General features: G+C 69.3%; 15 protein-coding genes. 9 read left to right on the forward strand and 6 right to left on the reverse strand.

Going from position 1 to position 18,139, the window contains the following annotated elements:
* The first annotated feature begins 58 nt into the window (after positions 1-58).
* The gene (locus KHC23_RS09615) at positions 59-250 is read left to right on the forward strand and encodes a YegP family protein (protein ID WP_213371886.1); all 192 of its coding nucleotides are present in this window, start codon (positions 59-61) and stop codon (positions 248-250) included.
* Positions 251-319: 69 nt separating this feature from the next.
* On the opposite strand, the gene KHC23_RS09620 is transcribed toward KHC23_RS09615, so the two are convergent.
* Positions 320-703 carry a PRC-barrel domain-containing protein gene (locus tag KHC23_RS09620; RefSeq protein WP_213371888.1) on the reverse strand — a complete coding sequence of 128 codons (384 nt, stop codon included), beginning with the start codon at positions 701-703 and terminating at the stop codon, positions 320-322.
* 174 nt (positions 704-877) lie between these two features.
* Here KHC23_RS09620 and KHC23_RS09625 point away from each other — a divergent pair, with 174 nt between their 5' ends.
* Together KHC23_RS09625 and mepA are read left to right on the forward strand one after the other, a co-directional pair.
* On the forward strand, positions 878-1,912 hold the full coding sequence (locus KHC23_RS09625; RefSeq protein ID WP_213371889.1) for a L,D-transpeptidase: 1,035 nt from the start codon (positions 878-880) through the stop codon (positions 1,910-1,912).
* Positions 1,913-1,925: 13 nt separating this feature from the next.
* Entirely contained in the window at positions 1,926-2,822 is an 897-nt protein-coding gene (gene mepA, locus KHC23_RS09630) for a penicillin-insensitive murein endopeptidase (RefSeq protein WP_213373182.1), read from the forward strand.
* A gap of 157 nt (positions 2,823-2,979) precedes the next feature.
* Here the strand turns inward: mepA and KHC23_RS09635 are convergent, their stop codons facing one another.
* The 3 genes from KHC23_RS09635 to KHC23_RS09645 form a co-directional block, all read right to left on the reverse strand.
* Complete coding sequence (locus tag KHC23_RS09635; protein ID WP_213371892.1) at positions 2,980-4,620, reverse strand: GMC family oxidoreductase; 1,641 nt, start codon at positions 4,618-4,620, stop codon at positions 2,980-2,982.
* A gap of 101 nt (positions 4,621-4,721) precedes the next feature.
* Complete coding sequence (locus tag KHC23_RS09640) at positions 4,722-5,549, reverse strand: lytic murein transglycosylase (protein ID WP_213371894.1); 828 nt, start codon at positions 5,547-5,549, stop codon at positions 4,722-4,724.
* A gap of 83 nt (positions 5,550-5,632) precedes the next feature.
* Complete coding sequence (locus KHC23_RS09645) at positions 5,633-6,376, reverse strand: DUF3750 domain-containing protein (RefSeq protein WP_213371896.1); 744 nt, start codon at positions 6,374-6,376, stop codon at positions 5,633-5,635.
* 214 nt (positions 6,377-6,590) lie between these two features.
* On the opposite strand from KHC23_RS09645, the gene KHC23_RS09650 reads away from it, so the two are divergent.
* Both KHC23_RS09650 and KHC23_RS09655 read left to right on the forward strand, forming a co-directional pair.
* Positions 6,591-7,976, forward strand: coding sequence for a malonyl-CoA decarboxylase (locus tag KHC23_RS09650; RefSeq protein WP_213371898.1), 1,386 nt, complete (start codon positions 6,591-6,593; stop codon positions 7,974-7,976).
* 102 nt (positions 7,977-8,078) lie between these two features.
* A complete protein-coding gene (locus tag KHC23_RS09655; protein ID WP_213371900.1) occupies positions 8,079-9,299 on the forward strand; it encodes an SAM-dependent methyltransferase in 1,221 nt (406 codons plus the stop codon).
* A gap of 78 nt (positions 9,300-9,377) precedes the next feature.
* On the opposite strand, the gene KHC23_RS09660 is transcribed toward KHC23_RS09655, so the two are convergent.
* Entirely contained in the window at positions 9,378-10,037 is a 660-nt protein-coding gene (locus KHC23_RS09660; RefSeq protein ID WP_373878501.1) for a TetR/AcrR family transcriptional regulator, read from the reverse strand.
* 125 nt (positions 10,038-10,162) lie between these two features.
* Here KHC23_RS09660 and KHC23_RS09665 point away from each other — a divergent pair, with 125 nt between their 5' ends.
* From KHC23_RS09665 to KHC23_RS09680, 4 genes are all read left to right on the forward strand, one after another.
* Positions 10,163-11,338: an HlyD family secretion protein gene (locus KHC23_RS09665; protein WP_213371902.1), complete on the forward strand. Its 1,176-nt coding sequence runs from the start codon at positions 10,163-10,165 to the stop codon at positions 11,336-11,338.
* A gap of 16 nt (positions 11,339-11,354) precedes the next feature.
* Positions 11,355-12,926 (forward strand): DHA2 family efflux MFS transporter permease subunit, encoded by a 1,572-nt coding sequence (locus KHC23_RS09670; RefSeq protein ID WP_213371904.1) that lies wholly within the window; start codon positions 11,355-11,357, stop codon positions 12,924-12,926.
* A gap of 553 nt (positions 12,927-13,479) precedes the next feature.
* Positions 13,480-15,060, forward strand: a complete 1,581-nt coding sequence (locus tag KHC23_RS09675; RefSeq protein WP_213371906.1) for a 2-isopropylmalate synthase — start codon at positions 13,480-13,482, stop codon at positions 15,058-15,060.
* Between the two features lie 185 nt (positions 15,061-15,245).
* Positions 15,246-15,977, forward strand: a complete 732-nt coding sequence (locus KHC23_RS09680; protein ID WP_213371908.1) for a DUF930 domain-containing protein — start codon at positions 15,246-15,248, stop codon at positions 15,975-15,977.
* Positions 15,978-16,053: 76 nt separating this feature from the next.
* On the opposite strand, the gene KHC23_RS09685 is transcribed toward KHC23_RS09680, so the two are convergent.
* Positions 16,054-18,015, reverse strand: coding sequence for a DUF6600 domain-containing protein (locus tag KHC23_RS09685; RefSeq protein WP_213371910.1), 1,962 nt, complete (start codon positions 18,013-18,015; stop codon positions 16,054-16,056).
* Between the last annotated feature and the right edge of the window lie 124 nt (positions 18,016-18,139).

An 18,139-nucleotide genomic window follows, 5' to 3' on the forward strand; every position in this document is an offset into this window, starting at 1 on the left:
AAGGCCGCGGTTTCGTGCTGACATCGGCCTCCCTGCGCCAAGGAAAGGGAGGTTGGGCATGTACAAATTCGAAGTCTACAAGGACAAGGCGGGCGAGTTTCGGTTCCGGTTCCGCGCCTCGAATGGCGAGGCGATGTTCTCGTCGGAAGGCTACAAGGCCAAGGCGTCGGCGCTGAGCGCGATCGAGTCGATCAAGAAGAACGCGCCCGGCGCCGAGACGGTCGACATGACGAAGGAAGCGGAGAGCTGAGCGCATTCCCCCGCGCATGAAAACGGCCGGGCTTTCGCCCGGCCGCGTCAAGAAACCCTGTCCGCGCCGTCAGATGACGTAGGGCGGGACGTGGTAGTAGTCATTGACCTTGCGGTCCCAGTCGCGGTCCTCCCACGAGCGCTCGTCGGCGCTGGCGTGGCGCGGGGCGCCGCTCAGTTGTTCCTCGGTGATATCGACGACATAGCCGTCGAGCACCCCGTCATATTTCAGCAGCGACCAGGGCAGCGGGTAGTAATCCTCGCCGAAGCCGAGGAAGCCGCCGAAGCTCATCACCGCATAGGCGGTCTGGCCGGTCAGCTTGTCGATCATCACCCGATCAATGGCGCCGATGCGGTCGCCGTCGGGGCGGTAGACGGCCGTGCCTTCCACCTTGTCGCTGCCGATCAGCGTGCGGGTCTCGCGCGCGTCGACATTCTGGTGCGTCGTCTGCATGTTAGCCTCCCATATTCGACAACTTCACCGGGGCAACGTCGGGACAGGGCGGGCGGTTCCCGAAACGTCGGGCAAAGCGCAGGCGAGCGGCGCCGACCTAGCCGGAATTAGCCGGTTGGCGGCGGGCCCCGGACCCCGATATCGTCGCGCCGGTTGGCGAGGGAGAATCACGACATGTCGGACGAGGCGGGTGGCTTTCGCACCGTGAGCGGCTTCCGCGCGGATCGCCGCCGGATACTGAGCCTGGGCGGGGCGGCGCTCGTGGTGGCGGCGGGCGGGCTGGTGCCGGCACACGCCCAGCAGGGGGCGCCCGCCGAGGTGGAGGCGCTGAAGCCGGGCCAGTATCTCTGGTATCCCGATCGCGCCCCGGAGGGCTTCGTCGCCATCATCGTCTCGCTGCCGGAGCAGCGCTGCTATGTCTACCGCAATGGCGTGCGTATCGGCGTCTCGACGGTCTCGACCGGCAAGAGCGGGCACGAGACGCCGGCCGGCGTGTTCGTCATTCTGCAGAAGGATGTCGATCATCATTCCTCGATCTATGACGACGCCTCGATGCCCTATACCGAGCGTCTGACCTGGTCGGGGGTGGCGCTGCATGCGGGCGGGCTGCCCGGCTATCCGTCCTCGCATGGCTGCATCCACCTGCCGTTGCAATTCTCCAAGCTGCTGTTCGGCGTCACCCATTACGGCACCCCGGTGATCGTCGCCGACGCCCATTCCCAGCCGGTCGACGTGCTGCATCCCGGCCTGGTGCTGCCGGCGGACGCCACCGCCGCGATCGAGAAGGACGATCCGAAGAACGCCGACGGCACGCCCGACAAAGAAGCGGCGCCGGACCCGACGGCCGACGTGGTGGCGATGATCGTCAGCCAGGCCGACATGGCGCTCACCGTCCTCAAGGACGGGGCGGTCGCCTTCACCGCACCGGTGACGATCCGCGACCCGCAGACGCCGATCGGCAATGTGGTCTATGTGCTGAAGAATGTCGGCGGCGAGGTGTCGTGGACCGCGCTGTCCTTCGAGGGCAATGGCGCGGCGGCTGGCAGGTCGGCGGGCGCGATCGACCGTGTCACGGTGGCGGCGAGCGCCAATCAGCGCCTCGCCGCGCTGCTGGTGCCCGGCTCGACGCTGTTCGTCACCGAGCTTTCCGCCCGGCCGGACACCCGCTCGGACAAGGATTTCGTCATCATGTCGCAGGCGATGAGCTGAGGGGAAGGCGATGATGCGGGCGATGTGGTGCCGGGCCGGGCTTGCCGCGATCGCCCTCGCGCTCGCCGCGCCGGCCGGCGCGCAGACCGTGCCCGCAGGCCGGCTCGACACGCTGCCGGCCAAGCAGGTGTTCGGCGCGCAGACGGCGTCGGCGCCGCTCGCGGCCCGCGCCATCGGCTTCTATTCCAAGGGGTGTCTGGCCGGGGCGCAGGCGCTGCCGGTGAACGGGGCGACCTGGCAGGCGATGCGGCTGTCGCGCAACCGCAACTGGGGCCACCCGAACCTCATCGCCTTCCTCGAACGGTTCTCCGCCAGGGTGGCGGAGGTCTCGCCATGGCCGGGCATCCTCGTCGGCGACCTCTCGCAGCCGCGCGGCGGGCCGATGCTCACCGGCCATGCCTCGCACCAGATCGGCCTCGACGCCGACATCTGGCTGACCCCGATGCCGAAGCGCGAATTCTCCCGCGAGGAGCGCGAGAACATCTCCGCCACCATGGTGGTGCGCAAGGACCGGCGCGACGTCGACGCCGCGGTGTGGACGCCCGCGCATGTCGCGGTGATCAGGGCCGCGGCGCAGGACCCGGAGGTCGAGCGGGTGCTGGTGAACGCCGCGATCAAGAAGGCGCTGTGCCGCGACGCGAAGGGCGACCGCGCCTGGCTGCAGAAGGTGCGGCCCTATTGGGGGCACGACTACCACATGCATGTGCGGCTCTCCTGCCCGGCCGGGGCGAAGGACTGCCGCCCGCAAGACCCGGTGGTGCCCGGCGAGGGCTGCGGCAGCGCGCTCGACTGGTGGTTCTCTGCGGGAAACCTCAATCCGAAGCCGCCGAAGGTGCCGCCCAAGCCCAAGCCGCCCCTGCTGGTGAAGGACCTGCCCGAGGCCTGCCGTCAGGTGGTGCTGGCGCCGTGAGCGGAGGGCGCCTGCGGCGCCTCGTTTCCCCCGGGTCCCGGCGCGGCGCTCCGCCTTCGGCTGCGCTGGGCCGGGACAAGGGGGAGCGGCCCGTTCCCCGGACAAGCCGCGCTTGCGCGGCGCCGATCCGGGACCCAGGGCCGGGCGGAGGGCTGGGCTACCCCCGCCCATCCTCCAGGATCATCCCGGCCGCCTTCTCGGCGATCATGATGGTCGGCGAATTGGTGTTGCCGGAAACGATGGTCGGCATCACCGAGGCGTCCGCCACCCGCAGGCCGTCTATGCCGAATACCCGCAGCCGGGCGTCGACCACCGCCATCGGGTCGGAGGGCAGGCCCATCTTGGCGGTGCCGACGGGGTGGAAGATGGTGGTGCCGATGTCGCCGGCGGCGCGGGCGAGGGCTTCCTCGCTGTCGTCGAAGCCCCTGCCGGGCAGGAACTCGTCCGGCGCGAAGGGCGCCAGCGCCGGCTGGGCGACGATGCGCCGGCCGGTGCGCAGGCTGTCGGCGGCCACCCGGCGGTCCTCGTCGGTGGCGAGGTAATTGGGCCGGATCAGCGGCGCCGCCGCACTGTCCGCGCTGGCGAGCGTCACCTGCCCCCGGCTGGTTGGGCGCAGATTGCACACGCTCATGGTGAAGGCGGGGAAGCGGTGCAGCGGCTCGCCGAACTTGCCGAGCGAGAGCGGCTGGACGTGGAATTCGAGGTCGGCGCGCTCCACCTCCGCCCGCGAGCGGGTGAAGATGCCGAGTTGCGAGGGCGCCATGGTCAGCGGCCCGCGCTGGAACAGCGCGAAGTCGAGCCCCATCTTCGCCCGGCCGAACAGCGAGTGGTACTGCTCGTTCAGCGTCGGCACGCCGGAAACCTTGTAGATCATCCGCAATTGCAGATGGTCCTGCAGATTTGCGCCGACGCCGGGGCGGTCGAGTGCCACCTCGAGGCCGTGCTGCGCCAGTTCCTCGCCCGGCCCGATGCCGGAGAGCTTGAGCAGGTGTGGCGAGCCGATGGCGCCGGCGGCGAGAATCACCTCGCCACGCGCCCGGGCGATCCGCGTCACCCCGTTCTGGCGGTAGACGACGCCGGCGGCGCGCCCGTCCTCGATCAGCACGCGCTGCGTGTGGCAGCCCGTCTCCAGCCGCAGATTGGCACGCGACAGCACCGGCTTGAGGAAGCCGCGCGCCGCGCTCCAGCGGAAGCCGCGCTTCTGGTTCACCTGGAAGTAGGAGGAGCCCTCATTGTCGCCGGTGTTGAAATCCGGGATCGGCGGGATGCCGGCCTGCTGCGCCGCCACCCGCACGGTGTCGAGCAGCTTCCAGGTGAGGCGCGGCGCCTCGACCCGCCATTCGCCGCCCCCGCCGTGGAATTCGGCGCTGCCGAGATAATGGTCCTCATGGCGCTTGAAGACGGGCAGCACATCGTCCCAGCCCCAGCCGGACAGGCCGAGCTGGCGCCAGTGGTCGTAATCGGCGGCCTGGCCGCGCATGTAGATCATGGCGTTGATGGCGGAGGAGCCGCCAATGGTCTTGCCGCGCGGGTAGTTCAGCGCGCGCCCGTTCAGCCCGGCTTCCGCCTGCGTCTTGAAGCACCAGTCGGCGCGGGGATTGCCGATGGCGAAGAGGTAGCCGACCGGGATGTGGAACCAGATCCAGTTGTCGCGCCCGCCGGCCTCCAGCACCAGCACGCGGCGTTTCGGGTCGGCCGAGAGCCGGTTCGCCAGCACGCAGCCGGCCGAGCCGGCGCCGACCACGATGTAGTCATACGTTTCGGCGGAATCGGTCGGGGCAGCGGTCACGGCGGGCACCTGGGCAGCATCACGGGAGTGCGATAAAGCCGCCCGGCTTCCCGCGCGGCAAGCCGAAATCCCGCGCAAGGGCTGTTCGCAAACGCCCGCTCTGGGAGAGCCTAGTTGCGCAGCTTGCGGGCGAACAGGCCGATGGTTTTGGCGTAGACCTCCGCCTTGTTCCAGCCGAGCAGGGCCTGATAGTTCGGCTCGCCCGGCCCCCAGCCGGCGCCCGCGCGCCAGCCATGGCCGCGCAGGTAGTTGGCGGTGGAGGCCAGCACGTCGGGGGCGCTGCGCACCAGGTCGGCGCGGCCATTGCCGTCGAAATCGACCGCGAACTTCACATAGGAGGAGGCCAGGAACTGGGTCTGGCCGATCTCCCCGGCCCAGGCGCCGCGCATCTCGTCAAGGGTGAGGTCGCCATGCTGGTAGATGCGCAGCGCGTCGAGAAGCTGGGCGGTGAAGAAGCCGGAGCGCCGGCAGTCATAGGAGAGGGTGGCAAGCGAGCGCATGATCGACATCTTGCCCTGGTTGACGCCGTAATCGGTCTCCAGGCCCCAGATCGCCACCAGCACCTCGCCCGGCACGCCGTAACGCTGCTCGATGCGGGCGAGGGTGGAGGCATATTGCTTGAGCTTCTGCTTGCCCCGGGAAATGCGCCCGGAACTGATCCGGTTGGCGGCGAACTGCTCGAAGCTCATCTTGAAGTGCTTCTGGTTGCGGTCGAGCCGGATCACGGTGGTGTCGTAGGTCACCCCGTCCAGCGCGCGCAGCGCCGTCGGCCTGATGCCCTGCGCCTGCGCCTCGCGCTTGAACGCCGGCAGCCAGGCGGCAAAGCCGGAGGCGTCATTGCCGCAGGGCGCCGCCAGCGCCGGCGCCAACATCAATGGAAGCCCGCAGACCGCCGCGAGGCCGCTGCGCCACACCTGCCTGAAAATGCCCGTGATCATCCCCGCCCCCTGCCGTTGTCCGTGTTGCCAGCATGACGCAGGCGGATGAACGGGTCGTTTCACCTCCGCGTCATTGGCGGTGCTCAGATGCCGATGCGCCCGAAGCCGGGCAGCTTGATGCCGGGCCGGCGCAGGTCGAGCCCGGCAACGGCACCGAGCAGGTTGAACTCGATCCCCTCCACCCAGGCGAGGGTGAGGCCGGCATAGCCGTCCAGCGAGACCCGCAGCCCGGTGCGCGAGGGGGCGAGGCCGAACCAGCCGCCATCGACCGGGTAGTCCTTGCCGATGGCGGTGGGGGGCAGGGCGACGGCCATCTCGGGAATCCGGCCGATGACATGGGCGACGAAGCTGTTCGAGTTCGGGCCGGGCCAGACATGGTAGTCGCCGGCGTCGCCATAGGGGTAGGAGGCGATGGCCGCCCGCAGCTTCGGGATCAGCCGCTCGGCATCCGCGCCGGTGGCCTCGAACACGATCTCCGGGTCGTTGCCATACCAGCGCCCGTCCGGCGCGTAGCTGTTGTGGCGGATCGGCCGGCCCCAGCCGACCTTGTCGTAGCGCTCATAGGCCCTCGCGCCGGGCTCCTTGAACACGATCCAGCTATGCACGGCGAAGATGCCGCGCCAGCGGCCGACGCGGGCGGCATAGATGCGCACCATCGCCTCGGGATGGGCCTCCGCGGCCGGCAGCGTGCCGGTGCTCGACCAGTCGGCGGTGCTCCAGCTGCGCGTCCAGTCGGTGGTCTGCCACTGCACCAGCGCATGGGCGCCGAGCGGCAGGGCGAAGAGCAGCAGAAATCCGAGAAGCATGAGGCGGAGGGCTTTCAGCATGGCCGCCGAAGATGCCCGCGGAGGCCTGCCATTTAAAGGGGCGGACGCGGTCGCGCGCGAAAACGTGTCCGGCGGGGACGCGCCCCGGTGGCCGTGGCCGGGCCGCCCGGCCACGCGGCGTCTTGCGCGAGTCGTCGCCTGAGGGTCAGATGGCCGAGGTCGGACGGCCAAGGGTCGGACGGCACGGCGGGCACGCGCGAACGGGAGGGGCGGCATGGACGGCGGAACCAGCTTCTTCGGCGACCTGCTTGGGTCGATCGCCGAGCGCGGGCGCTCGCTGCTCGATCTCGGGCGCGAGCGGCGCCCGGCCGGCGCGGCGCGGGCGGCGAGCGTCACGCAGCTCTGCGAGCGCCTGCTGTCGGGTCGGGGCGAGGCCTCCGGCGTCGCGCTGGCGCAGGAGATACTGGCCGCCTATGGGAGGCTGCGCAGCGGCGAGCGGATCGCCTTCTTCGAGACGCTGGCGACCTCCTTCGGGCCCGATGCGGCCCGGCTGGACAAGGCGCTGGCCGCCTATGCCGCCGCGCCGGACGCGCGCAGCGTGGCCGAACTGCACGCCGCCAGCGAGCCGCGCCGGCAGGAGCTGATCCGCCGCTTCAACCTCGCGCCCGGCGCCACCGCGCGGCTGGTGGCGATGCGTGCCGACCTCATCGGATTCCTGCCGCGTCGCCGCGATCTCGCCGAGGTCGACCGCGACTTCACCCATCTCTTTGCTTCGTGGTTCAATCGGGGGTTTCTCGTGCTGCGCCGGATCGACTGGTCGACACCCGCCAATGTGCTGGAAAAGATCATCCGCTATGAGGCGGTTCATGAAATCCGCGACTGGAACGACCTGCGCGCCCGCGTCGACAGCCCGGACCGGCGCTGCTACGCCTTCTTCCACCCCGCGCTGGTGGACGAGCCGCTGATCTTCGTCGAGGTGGCGCTGACCCGTGAGGCGCCCTTCGCCATCGCCCCGATCCTCGCTACCGGACGCACACCGCTGGCGCCGGAGGCGGCGCGCACCGCCGTGTTCTATTCCATCTCCAACTGCCAGACCGGGCTCGGCGGGGTCAGCTTCGGCAATTTCCTGATCAAGCAGGTGGTGGCGGAAATCTCCCGCGAATTTCCCAATCTGCGCGAATTCGTGACCCTCTCCCCGGTGCCCGGCTTCCGGGGCTGGCTGGAGGCGGAGATCGCCGACCCGGCCTCGGCCGTGCTGACGCCGGACGACCGCGCCACGCTGGCGCTCTTTGCCGGCGACGAGCCGCCGGAGGAGGCGGCGCGAGACCGGCTCCGCCCGGTCATCGAGGCGCTGGCGGCGCATTATTTCCTGATCGCACGCTCGGCGAAGGGCAAGCCGCTCGACCCGGTGGCGCGCTTCCACCTCGGCAATGGCGCGCGGCTGGAGCGGATCAACCCGTTCGGCGACCTCTCCCGGCGCGGCATGGCGCAGGCCTTCGGGCTGATGGTGAACTACCGCTACCTCATCGAGGACATCGAGAAGAACCACGAGGCGTTCTTCGACCGCGGCACCATCGTGGCGAGCGCGCCGGTGCGCAAGCTGCTGCGCCATGAGGAGCCACCCCGGCAGCCGGCGCTGCGGGAGGCGGCCGGGCGATAGGCGGTCGGGCGATAGGCTCGCGCGCGCTTGACAGGGCAGGGGGCCTTATGCCCGATGCCGGCAGGCGGACCGGCGGGGCTCGCCGGGCAGGCGGAGCGTTCCATGCGGTTTCTACCCCATCTCCTGAAGCGGTTCGTCCATAAGGGCCGGCTCACCCTCATCGAGCCGGACGGCACGCGCACCGTCTTCGGCAGCGGGCAGGACGGGCCGGACGTGGTGATGCGCCTGCACGACGACAGGCTCGACCGCGAGCTGTTCTTCAATCCCGAGCTGGTCTCCGCCGAGGCCTATATGGATGGCCGGATCACCTTCGAGGACGGCTCGTCCGTCTATGACTTTCTCTCGCTGTTCTCGGTCAACCGGGGCGGCCTCGCCTCGCATCCGGTGCAGCAGGCGCTGCGGCGGAGCTGGCGCGCGCTCAAGCGCTGGCACCAGTCCAACCCGCTGGGGCGCTCGGCCACCAACGCGCAGAGCCATTACGACCACCCGCCGGAATTCTACCGGCTCTGGCTCGATTCGCGGATGATCTATTCCTGCGCCTATTTCCCGACCCCCGACGCCTCGCTGGAGGAGGCGCAGGAGGCGAAGCTGCGCCACATCGCCGCCAAGCTGAAGCTGGAGCCGGGCATGCGGGTGGCCGAGATCGGCTCGGGCTGGGGGGCGCTCGCCATCTATCTCGCCCAGCTCGGCGTGCATGTCACCGCCATCAACGTCGCCACCGAGCAGCTCGCCGAATCGAGGAAGCGGGCCGAGGCAGCCGGGGTCGCCGACCGCATCACCTTCTTCGAGCGCGACTATCGCGAACTGACCGGCAGCTTCGACCGCATCGTCTCCGTCGGCATGATGGAGCATGTCGGAGTCACTCATTTCGACGAGTATTTCGGCACCATCAAGCGGCTGCTGGCGCCGGGCGGCTTCGCCATGATCCACGCCATCGGCCGCATGTCGCCGCCCGGCTCGACGGCGCCGTTCATCCGCAAGTACATCTTCCCCGGCGGCTATGTGCCGGCGATGTCGGAGGTGTTCACCTCGCTGGAGCGGGTCGGGCTGTGGACCGCCGACTGCGAGATTTTGCGGCTGCACTATTACTGGACCATCCGCCACTGGCGGCTGAACTTCGAGGCCAGGCGCGGCGAGGTCGTCGCCATGATGGGCGAGCGCTTCGCGCGGATGTGGGAATTCTATCTGGTCGCGGTCGAACTCGGCTTCCTCAACGGCTCCAACATGGTGTTCCAGCTGCTGCTGTCGAACGAGCGCGACGACGTGCCGGTGATCCGCGACTTCATCGTCGACGAGGAGCGGGCGCTGGCCGCGCGCGGGTGAGGCAAGGCCGGCATTCCGCCGGCCGCGCGCCCGCCACGTTCCGCCCGCCACGTTCCGCCTGCCGCCAGCCGGCTGCCGCTATGTCCGGGGCTGCGTGCCGTAATAGGACAGGAATACCCGCACGGCGCGCTCGACCGTTTCCTCGATCTGCGCCGGCGTGGGCTGTTCACCGACACCGAAGAGCAGGCCCTTCACGCTGTTGCTCTGGCACAGGTTGAAGAACTCGTAGGCGGCGGCGAGATCGTCGTCGATCCGCAGCCGGCCGAGATCGGCCTGCCGGCGCAGCAGGGCGGCCAGCCGCTGGCCGCCATGGCAGGGGCCGGCATCGAAGAAGGTGCGGCCGATGCGCGGGAATTTCTCGGCGATGGCGATGACCATGCGCACCATGCGGATCTGGTCCGGCTGCACCATCATGGTCATGAAGGAGATGCCGAGGCGGCGCAGCAGCATCTCCACGTCGTCGCCCGACGGGTCGACCTCGAACAGGCGCTCGGCCGAGCGGGTGCGGTCATTGTGCACCAGCGCCTCGAACAGCTCTGCCTTGCTGGCGAAGTAGACATAGATCGTCGCCTTGGAGACGCCGGCGGCCTTGGCCACTTCGTCCATGCTGGCGCCGTCGAAGCCCTTCTCGAAAAAGACCTTCCGCGCGCCGTCGATGATCTCGCGGCGCTTGGACGATTCCGGCTCGGCGTGCGGCGCGGCGGCGGGCGTTTCGGTGTCGATCATGGTCATGGTCATGGTTACCCTCGGCCTTCTGATAGGGCGCCTGGGGCGGGCTTGTCAAAGCACTTGACTAAACAGTTTAGTTTGATATGTAAAGCAATAAGTGAACTGAACGGTTTAGTTGCAAACGGGAGGGCGGCATGGCTCAAGCGGAAATCAAGGCGATACCCAGCGCCGAAGCCGAGCGCCCATACGGCAGCGAGCCGATCCCGATCACCGCGCGCAAGACGGCGCCGGAGACGGCCCGCCCGTCCGAGCGGGCGGAGGAGCCGACGCCGAAGCGCGTGCGTTCTCGCAAGCCGCTGATATTCGGCGCTGTTCTGGTCGCGGCGTTAGCCGGCGGCGCCTATTACGGGCTCAACTGGTGGCAGGTCGGACGCTTCCTCGTCTCCACCGACGATGCCTATGTCGGCGCCGACACCTCGATCCTCGCCGCCAAGGTGGGCGGCTACATCGTGGGGCTGGACGCCGAGACCAACCAGACCGTCAAGGCCGGGGACGTCATCGCCCGTATCGACGATGGCGATTACCGCCTGTCGCTGAGGGCGGCCGAGAACAGGATCGCCACCCAGCGCGCGACCGTCGCCCGCTATGGCGAGCAGATGGCGGCGGCGAGGGCGCAGGTCGACCAGGCCCGGGCGCAGCTCGTCGCCGACGAGGCGGAGTTGCAGCGCACCGAGCTGGAATTCGGCCGCCAGTCGGAACTGGTCAAGTCGCAATATTCCAGCCGCGCCACGCTCGACAATGCCCGTGCCGATCGCGACAAGGCAAAGGCGTCGGTGGACGCGGCAAAGGCCGCGGTGGCCTCGGCCGAGGCCAACGTGACGGTGCTCGACGCCCAGCGCACCGAGGCGATGCGCACGCTCGACGAGCTGAACACGGCGCGCGACCAGGCCCAGCGCGATCTCGACTTCACCATCGTGCGCGCGCCCTTTGACGGTGTCGTCGGCAACCGCGCGGTGCAGGTCGGGCAACTGGTGCAGGCCGGCACGCGGCTCGTCGCGCTGGTGCCGATGTCTCAGGTCTATGTCGACGCCAATTTCAAGGAGACCCAGCTTGCCGGCCTCCGTCCCGGGCAGAAGGTCGATGTCGAGGTCGACGCCTATCCGGACGAGACCTTCCACGGCGAGGTGGTCAGCGTCGCGCCGGCCTCCGGCTCGGTGTTCAGCATGCTGCCGCCGGAGAACGCCACCGGCAACTTCACCAAGATCGTGCAGCGCGTGCCGGTGCGGATCGAACTCGACGCCGCCGCCCGCGCCAAGGCGGAACTGCGCCCGGGCATGTCGGTGGTCGCCACCATCGACACCCGCTCCTGAGACTGAGGAGGGCCCCATGTCGGACATAACCGCCCCATCGGGAGCCGCCCCGCGCGCCGCCTCCTCGGAGGGAAGGCGCATGTTCGCCTTCCTGTGCATGGTGTTCGGCATGTTCATGGCGATCCTGGATATCCAGATCGTCTCGGCCTCGCTGTCCGAGATCCAGGCCGGGCTGGCCGCCTCGTCGGACGAGATTTCCTGGGTCCAGACCAGCTACCTCATCGCCGAGGTGGTGATGATCCCGCTGTCCGGCTTCCTGTCGCGGGCGCTGTCGACGCGCTGGCTGTTCGCCGCCTCGGCGGTGGGCTTCACGGTGATGAGCTTGATGTGTGCGACGGCGACCTCGATCAACGAGATGATCGTCTATCGCGCGCTGCAGGGCTTTCTCGGCGGCGGCATGATCCCGACCGTGTTCGCCGCCGCCTATTCGGTGTTCCCGCGCGAGAAGCAGGGCGTGGTCGCGCCGCTGATCGGGCTGGTGGCGACGCTGGCGCCGACCATCGGCCCGACCATCGGCGGCTATCTCACCGACCTGTTCTCCTGGCACTGGCTGTTCCTGGTCAACATCATCCCCGGCATCTTCGTCATCGTCACCACGGTGACGCTGGTGGATTTCGACGAGCCCGACCTCGCCTTGCTCGACCGGTTCGACTGGTGGGGGCTGCTGTTCATGGCGGGTTTCCTCGGCAGCCTCGAATTCGTGCTGGAGGAGGGGCCGACCAATGACTGGTTCGAGGACCGGGCGATCGCCTTCTTCGCCGTCGTCGGCACGGTGTCGGCGGTGTCGTTCTTCGCCCGCGTCTTCATGGCCCGCGAGCCGGTGGTGGACCTGCGCGCCTTCGCCAACCGCAATTTCTCGGTCGGCTCGGCCTTCAGCTTCGTGGTCGGCATCGGGCTCTACGGGCTGACCTATCTCTACCCGCTCTATCTGGCGCGGGTGCGCGGCTATTCGGCGCTGATGATCGGCGAGACCATGTTCGTCTCCGGCCTCGCCATGTTCCTGTGCGCGCCGATCGCCGGCCGGCTGATGGGCAAGGTCGATCCGCGACTGATGATCGCCTTCGGATTCGGCGCCTTCGCGGTCGGCACCTGGCAGGTCACCGGGCTGACCCAGGACTGGGATTTCTGGGAACTGCTGGTGCCGCAGATCCTGCGCGGCGTCGGCATCATGATGGCGATGATCCCGATCAACAACATCTCGCTCGGCACCCTGCCGCCCGACCAGCTCAAGAACGCCTCGGGCCTGTTCAACCTGATGCGCAATCTCGGCGGCGCGGTGGGGCTCGCCCTCATCAACACCGTGCTCAACGACCGCTGGGACCTGCATCTGGCGCGGCTGCACGAGAATGTGCAGTGGGCCAATGCGGCGGCGGTCGAGCGGCTGGAGGCGATGACCCGCGCGCTGTCGGCCATGGGATCGGACGCGGGAACGGCGGCGCTGAAGACGATGGCGGGGCAGGTGCGCATCCAGGCCGAGGTGATGGCGTTCTCGGACGTCTTCCTCGTGCTCACCGTCCTGTTCGTCCTGCTGTTCTTCGCCGCCCCGCTGCTGCGCCGCCCTACCCACAAGGTGGAAGGCGGGCACTGAAGCGATCTCCCACTCGCCCTGTCCGGGCCGGGTCGAAACGACCGCAGGCCCGGAAAGGGCGGGGAGGGACGTCATGGCCGGACCCTGTCCGGCCATCCACCCTTTCGGGAAGGTCGCCCCCCCCGACCCGAAAACGTGGATGCCCGGTCCCAGCCCGGCATGACGTCGCCACGGCGTGGCCGGGCCGGTGGGCCGCCGCCGGCTGCCCCTCACGCCCACCCCTTATGCCCACCCTTGGCGCCCACCCTTGCCGTTTCTCCCGCGCTCGGCTACACAGCTTGCACCAGAGCAACCTCGCGAGAGCCGAGCCGTGACGAATTCGTCCGCCCGCCGTTCTTCCGCGACCCCGGCCGCCCAGCGGTTTGCGGGGAAGGCTCTGATTGCGTCCGGGCTCCTTCTTCTTAGCCGCCCCTGAGGGCCGGCCGGGCTTCGTGCCTGGGCGCTCAGGGGACGACGCCTCCACCATCCGCCGAACAGTCAGATTTGCGCCGGACGATGCCTTGAGGGCCCCAGAGCCCCGGCTCCCGGCGCCGGAGCCGAGAAGGAAGACCCCATGTCCACCCCGCAGGACCATGTCAGCCCCGACCGTGTCGTCATCTTCGACACTACGCTGCGCGACGGCGAGCAGTGCCCCGGCGCCTCGATGACGCTGGAAGAGAAGCTGGAGGTCGCCGACCTGCTCGACACGATGGGCGTCGACGTGATCGAGGCCGGCTTCCCCATCGCCTCCAATGGCGATTTCGAGAGCGTCGCCGAAATCGCCCGCCGCGCGAAGAACGCGGTGATCGCCGGCCTCGCCCGCGCCATCCCCGTCGACATCGCCCGCGCCGGCGAGGCGGTGAAGGCGGCCCGCCGCCCGCGCATCCACACCTTCGTCTCGACCTCGCCGATCCATCTGGAACACCAGATGCGCAAGACGCAGGATCAGGTGATCGACATCATCGCCGGCACGGTGGCGCAGGCGCGCAACCTCGTCGACGATGTCGAATGGTCGGCGATGGACGCCACCCGCACCCCGATCGACTATCTCCAGCGCTGCGTGGAAACGGCGGTGAAGGCCGGCGCCACCACCATCAACCTGCCGGACACGGTGGGCTACGCCACCCCGTCCGAATATGAGGCGATGTTCCGCCAGGTGCGCGCCTACATCCTCGACCGGGTGCCCAATGGCGAGCAGATTGTCTTCTCCGCCCACTGCCACGACGATCTGGGCCTCGCCGTCGCCAATTCGCTGGCGGCGCTGGCTGGCGGCGCGCGGCAGATCGAATGCACCATCAACGGGCTGGGCGAGCGCGCCGGCAATGCGGCGCTGGAAGAGGTGGTGATGGCCATCCGCACCCGCGGCGACGTGCTGCCCTTCGCCACCGGCATCGAGGCGACCCTGCTGACCCGCGCCTCCAAGCTGGTCTCGGCGGTCACTTCGTTCCCGGTGCAGTACAACAAGGCGATCGTCGGCCGCAACGCCTTCGCCCATGAGAGCGGCATCCACCAGGACGGGATGCTGAAGAACAACACCACCTACGAGATCATGACCCCCGACAGCGTCGGCGTGTCGAAGACCTCGCTGGTGATGGGCAAGCATTCCGGCCGCGCCGCCTTCCGCGACAAGCTGAAGGCGCTCGGCTACGAGCTGGGCGAGAACGCGCTGAACGATGCGTTCAGCCGCTTCAAGGAACTCGCCGACCGCAAGAAGGTGGTCTATGACGAGGACATCGAGGCGCTGGTCGATCACGAGATCGCCGTCGCCCATGACCGCATGAAGCTGGTCTCGCTGACCGTCATCGCCGGCAGCCACGGCCCGCAGCGCGCCACCATGAAGATGGAAGTCGACGGCGTCGTCATCACCGAGGAATCGGCCGGCAACGGCCCGGTGGACGCGACCTTCAACTGCATTCAGGCGATCGTGCCGCACGAGGCCAAGCTGGCGCTCTATCAGGTCCACGCCGTCACCGAGGGCACCGACGCGCAGGCGGAAGTGTCGGTGCGGCTGGAGGATGGCGACAAGGCGGTGACCGGGCGCGGCTCCGACCCCGATACGCTGGTCGCCTCGGCGCAGGCCTACATCATCGCGCTCAACAAGCTGGCCACCAAGCGCGGCAGCCTGAACGCGCAGGCGCAGCCGGCGGCGGAGTGAAGGCGGGCGCCGCAGGGGCGCCGCGTTCACCGTTTTCGTGGTCGCACACACACGCCGCGTCGCTTCCGGCGCGGCGTGTGTGTACGCTTCCCGCGTTGCTGCGCGCGGTACGGCCATAATGCTGCCGGGACCGTCGCCGATGGCTGTCGGGACCATCGGAGGCTTCCCATGCCGGCCTTTCCCGCATGACGCTCGTCCCGTCCATGCCGCGCGCCGAGAGCGCATCGCTGGACATGGGAGAGCGCCGGCCGTTTTCCGGCCGGTCGCGGGCGGATCTGGCATGGCTGGCGGTGTCGGCGGCGCTGCATCTCGCCTTGCTCGCGGCGGTTCTGCTGGCGGGTGCCCGAAGCTTGCCGGCGCCGGCCGAGCCGCTGGCGCTGGAGACCGAGATCATCAGCTCCCGCGACTTCGCCGCCCTGCGCGCGGCACCTTCTCCGGCTGTGTCTTCACCTTCGGCGGAGGCGTTGCCGCGCACCGGCCGGGCGTCCGCGCCATCGCGCGCTCGCCCCGCAAAGCCGGCCGACCCGCCGGACATGGTGCACCCCTCGCGGATGCTTTCCGAACAGGCGCTGGGCAATCCCCGCAGCCGGGGCCTGCGCCGCGAACTTGAGCATCTCGGCGACGAGGATCGCCTCGCCCAGCTCTGCGATCTCGAAGCGATGGAGCAGATACACGCCTGGCGGCAGGATTTCCGACCTGACCGACTGGTCGACTACGCCTTGGACGACACGAAGACGGAAGGCGCCGTTCTCATCGCCGATGGCGGGGCGTTTCGCAGCCAACACACATGGTACGAGGTATCGTACCGATGCGAGTTGGACGAGGCGCGGCGCAAGATTGTCGCCTTCGCCTTCCGGGTCGGTGACGCCATCCCGCGCGAGCAATGGGTGGCCTACAATCTTCCCGCCACGCATTGATCGTGGGCGCCCTTTCGGGCGACCCCACGTCTCGACCGTGCCCGGCTGAAGGGCCGGGCGCGGCTTTGCCGGTGGTTTACTCCGCGCCGGGGGGCACGGGCGGCTTGCCATCGGGCTTGCCGCCCTGCGGGCGCGGCGGCGCGGGCTGCTGGCGCGGCGGCTGATTTGGCAGCGGCCGGGCCTGCTGCGGGGGCCTCTGCTGCACCTGCTGCTGCCGCTGTTGCACCTGCTCCTTAAGCTGCTGCTGGCGCTGCGGCTGTTGGGCGCGCTGCTGATCCTTCTGCGTCTCCAGTTTCTGCTGGGTCTGCTGGCGCTGGAGGTCGCGCTGCTTCTGTGCTTCGCCCTGCTTTTGCTGGCGCTCCTGTTGCCTGGCGCGCTGCTGCTCCTGCTGCGCCTCCTGCTTCTGCTGGGTCTGCTGGCGCTGGAGGTCGCGCTGCTTCTGTGCTTCGCCCTGCTTTTGCTGGCGCTCCTGCTGCCTGGCGCGCTGCTGCTCCTGCTGCGCCTCCAGTTTCTGCTGGCGCTGGGTCTCGCGCTGCTTGCGCACTTCGTCCTGCTTCTGCTGCTCCTGTCCCGCTGTCGGAGCGGAGGGACGGTTGGCGTCGGGGGGGCCGTCGCGGCGCGGCGCTTCGCCCGGCCGGCCGGGAGGCTGCCCAGCGCGCTCCGGCCCGGGGGCGGGACGTGTCTGCGGGGTGCCGGCGGCCTCCGGACCCGGCGGCCGGCCGGGAACCTGGCCCCGAGCCTGGCCTGGAGTCTGGCCCGGAGTCCGGCCGGCATTCGGGCGCGGATCGGGCCCGCTTGGGCGGCCCGCATCCGGCGCGCCGGGGCGATCCGGGCCGCCGCCAGGCGGCAGGCCGGCGGGGCGCGCCTTCAGCGCCCGCTCGGCCCGGAGGCGCTGTTCGGCCCGCGTTTTCTCATAACTCTGGCGGCGCTTCTCCAGGGCTTCGCGCTGCTGGCGCTGCAAGGCATCGGCGCGCGCGGCCGCCTGCCGGCGCTCGTCGCGCAGGCCGTCCGCCCGCTCGCGCTGGAGGTCGCGGACCTCGCGGCGGTAGCGGTCGGGATCGTCGAAGCGGCGGTCGCGCAGCTCGCGCCGGCGATCCGGCTGCAGCAGGTTCAGCAGCGCCACCGAGGGGGCGAGAAAGCCCGGCACATCGCGGTCCTCGCGCACATATTGGCGGATCAGCGGGCGCCGGTCGGGCTCGATCTCGCGCACATAGCGCGGCGGCGGGCTCCGGCGGGCGCCGAAGTCGAGGCGCGGGGCGAAAATGCCGAGGCTATTGCTGCGGCCGTCATAGAAGATGTCGTCGCGGCGGTCGACATAATAGACCTCGCGGGCGACCAGGCGCTCGCGGACCGGCGCGTCGAAGCCGCTGGTGCCGAAGCCGCGATTGACATAATAGCCGTCGTTCCAGCGCGGCTCAAAGGCGTCCGGCGCTGCCTGAAGGTAGATGTTGATCTCGGGGATCGGCGCCACATGCGCGGCGAGGTTCTCCTCGGCGATGTAACGGTCCTCGACGAACACCCAGCTTTCCGCCACCGGCGGGGCATAATGATCGGGCCGGCCGATGGCGTAGCCGGGACGGTCCGGCGCCACCGGCGCCCAGCCGGTACGCCCGCCGCCGCGCCGCCAGGTCACCCAGGCCGGCGCCCAGGTGTCGCCGGGCACCCAGAACCAGCCAAAGGCGGGGTCGTAGCCCCAGCGCCCGTAATGATAGGTCGCCCAGCCGAACGGCTCGTAGGATTCCCAGTACCAGCCATAGGCGTCGGTCCAGACCCAGCGGCCCTCCTGATAGGGGCGCCAGCCGGGCCCGACATCGGCCGGGATGAACACATACTGGTAGTCAGGATGCTCCACCCAGGTGCCGTACTGGCCGAGCTGGTCATAGAACAGGTCGACATCCATGGTGGCCCCGCCGCCCTGCGGGCCGGCCTGCGCCAGCTGCACCGGGGCGGTCTGCGCCAGGGCGGAGAGCGTGGCGACGCTGGCGAGCAGGCTGGCGCCCAGCCCGGCGGCGAGCATGGGGCGTTTCAGGCGAAGCATGGGGCACCTCCGGCGGCTTGCAGTGCCTTTCAACGTCGTGGTCGCGCAATGGTTTCAAATAATCAGAGACGACATTGCCCTTTTGTTCGGGACGAAATTCCGCCATGTCAGATAGTGTCAGAAA

The sequence above is a fragment of the Ancylobacter dichloromethanicus genome, assembly GCF_018390645.1.
Classification (GTDB): domain Bacteria; phylum Pseudomonadota; class Alphaproteobacteria; order Rhizobiales; family Xanthobacteraceae; genus Ancylobacter; species Ancylobacter dichloromethanicus.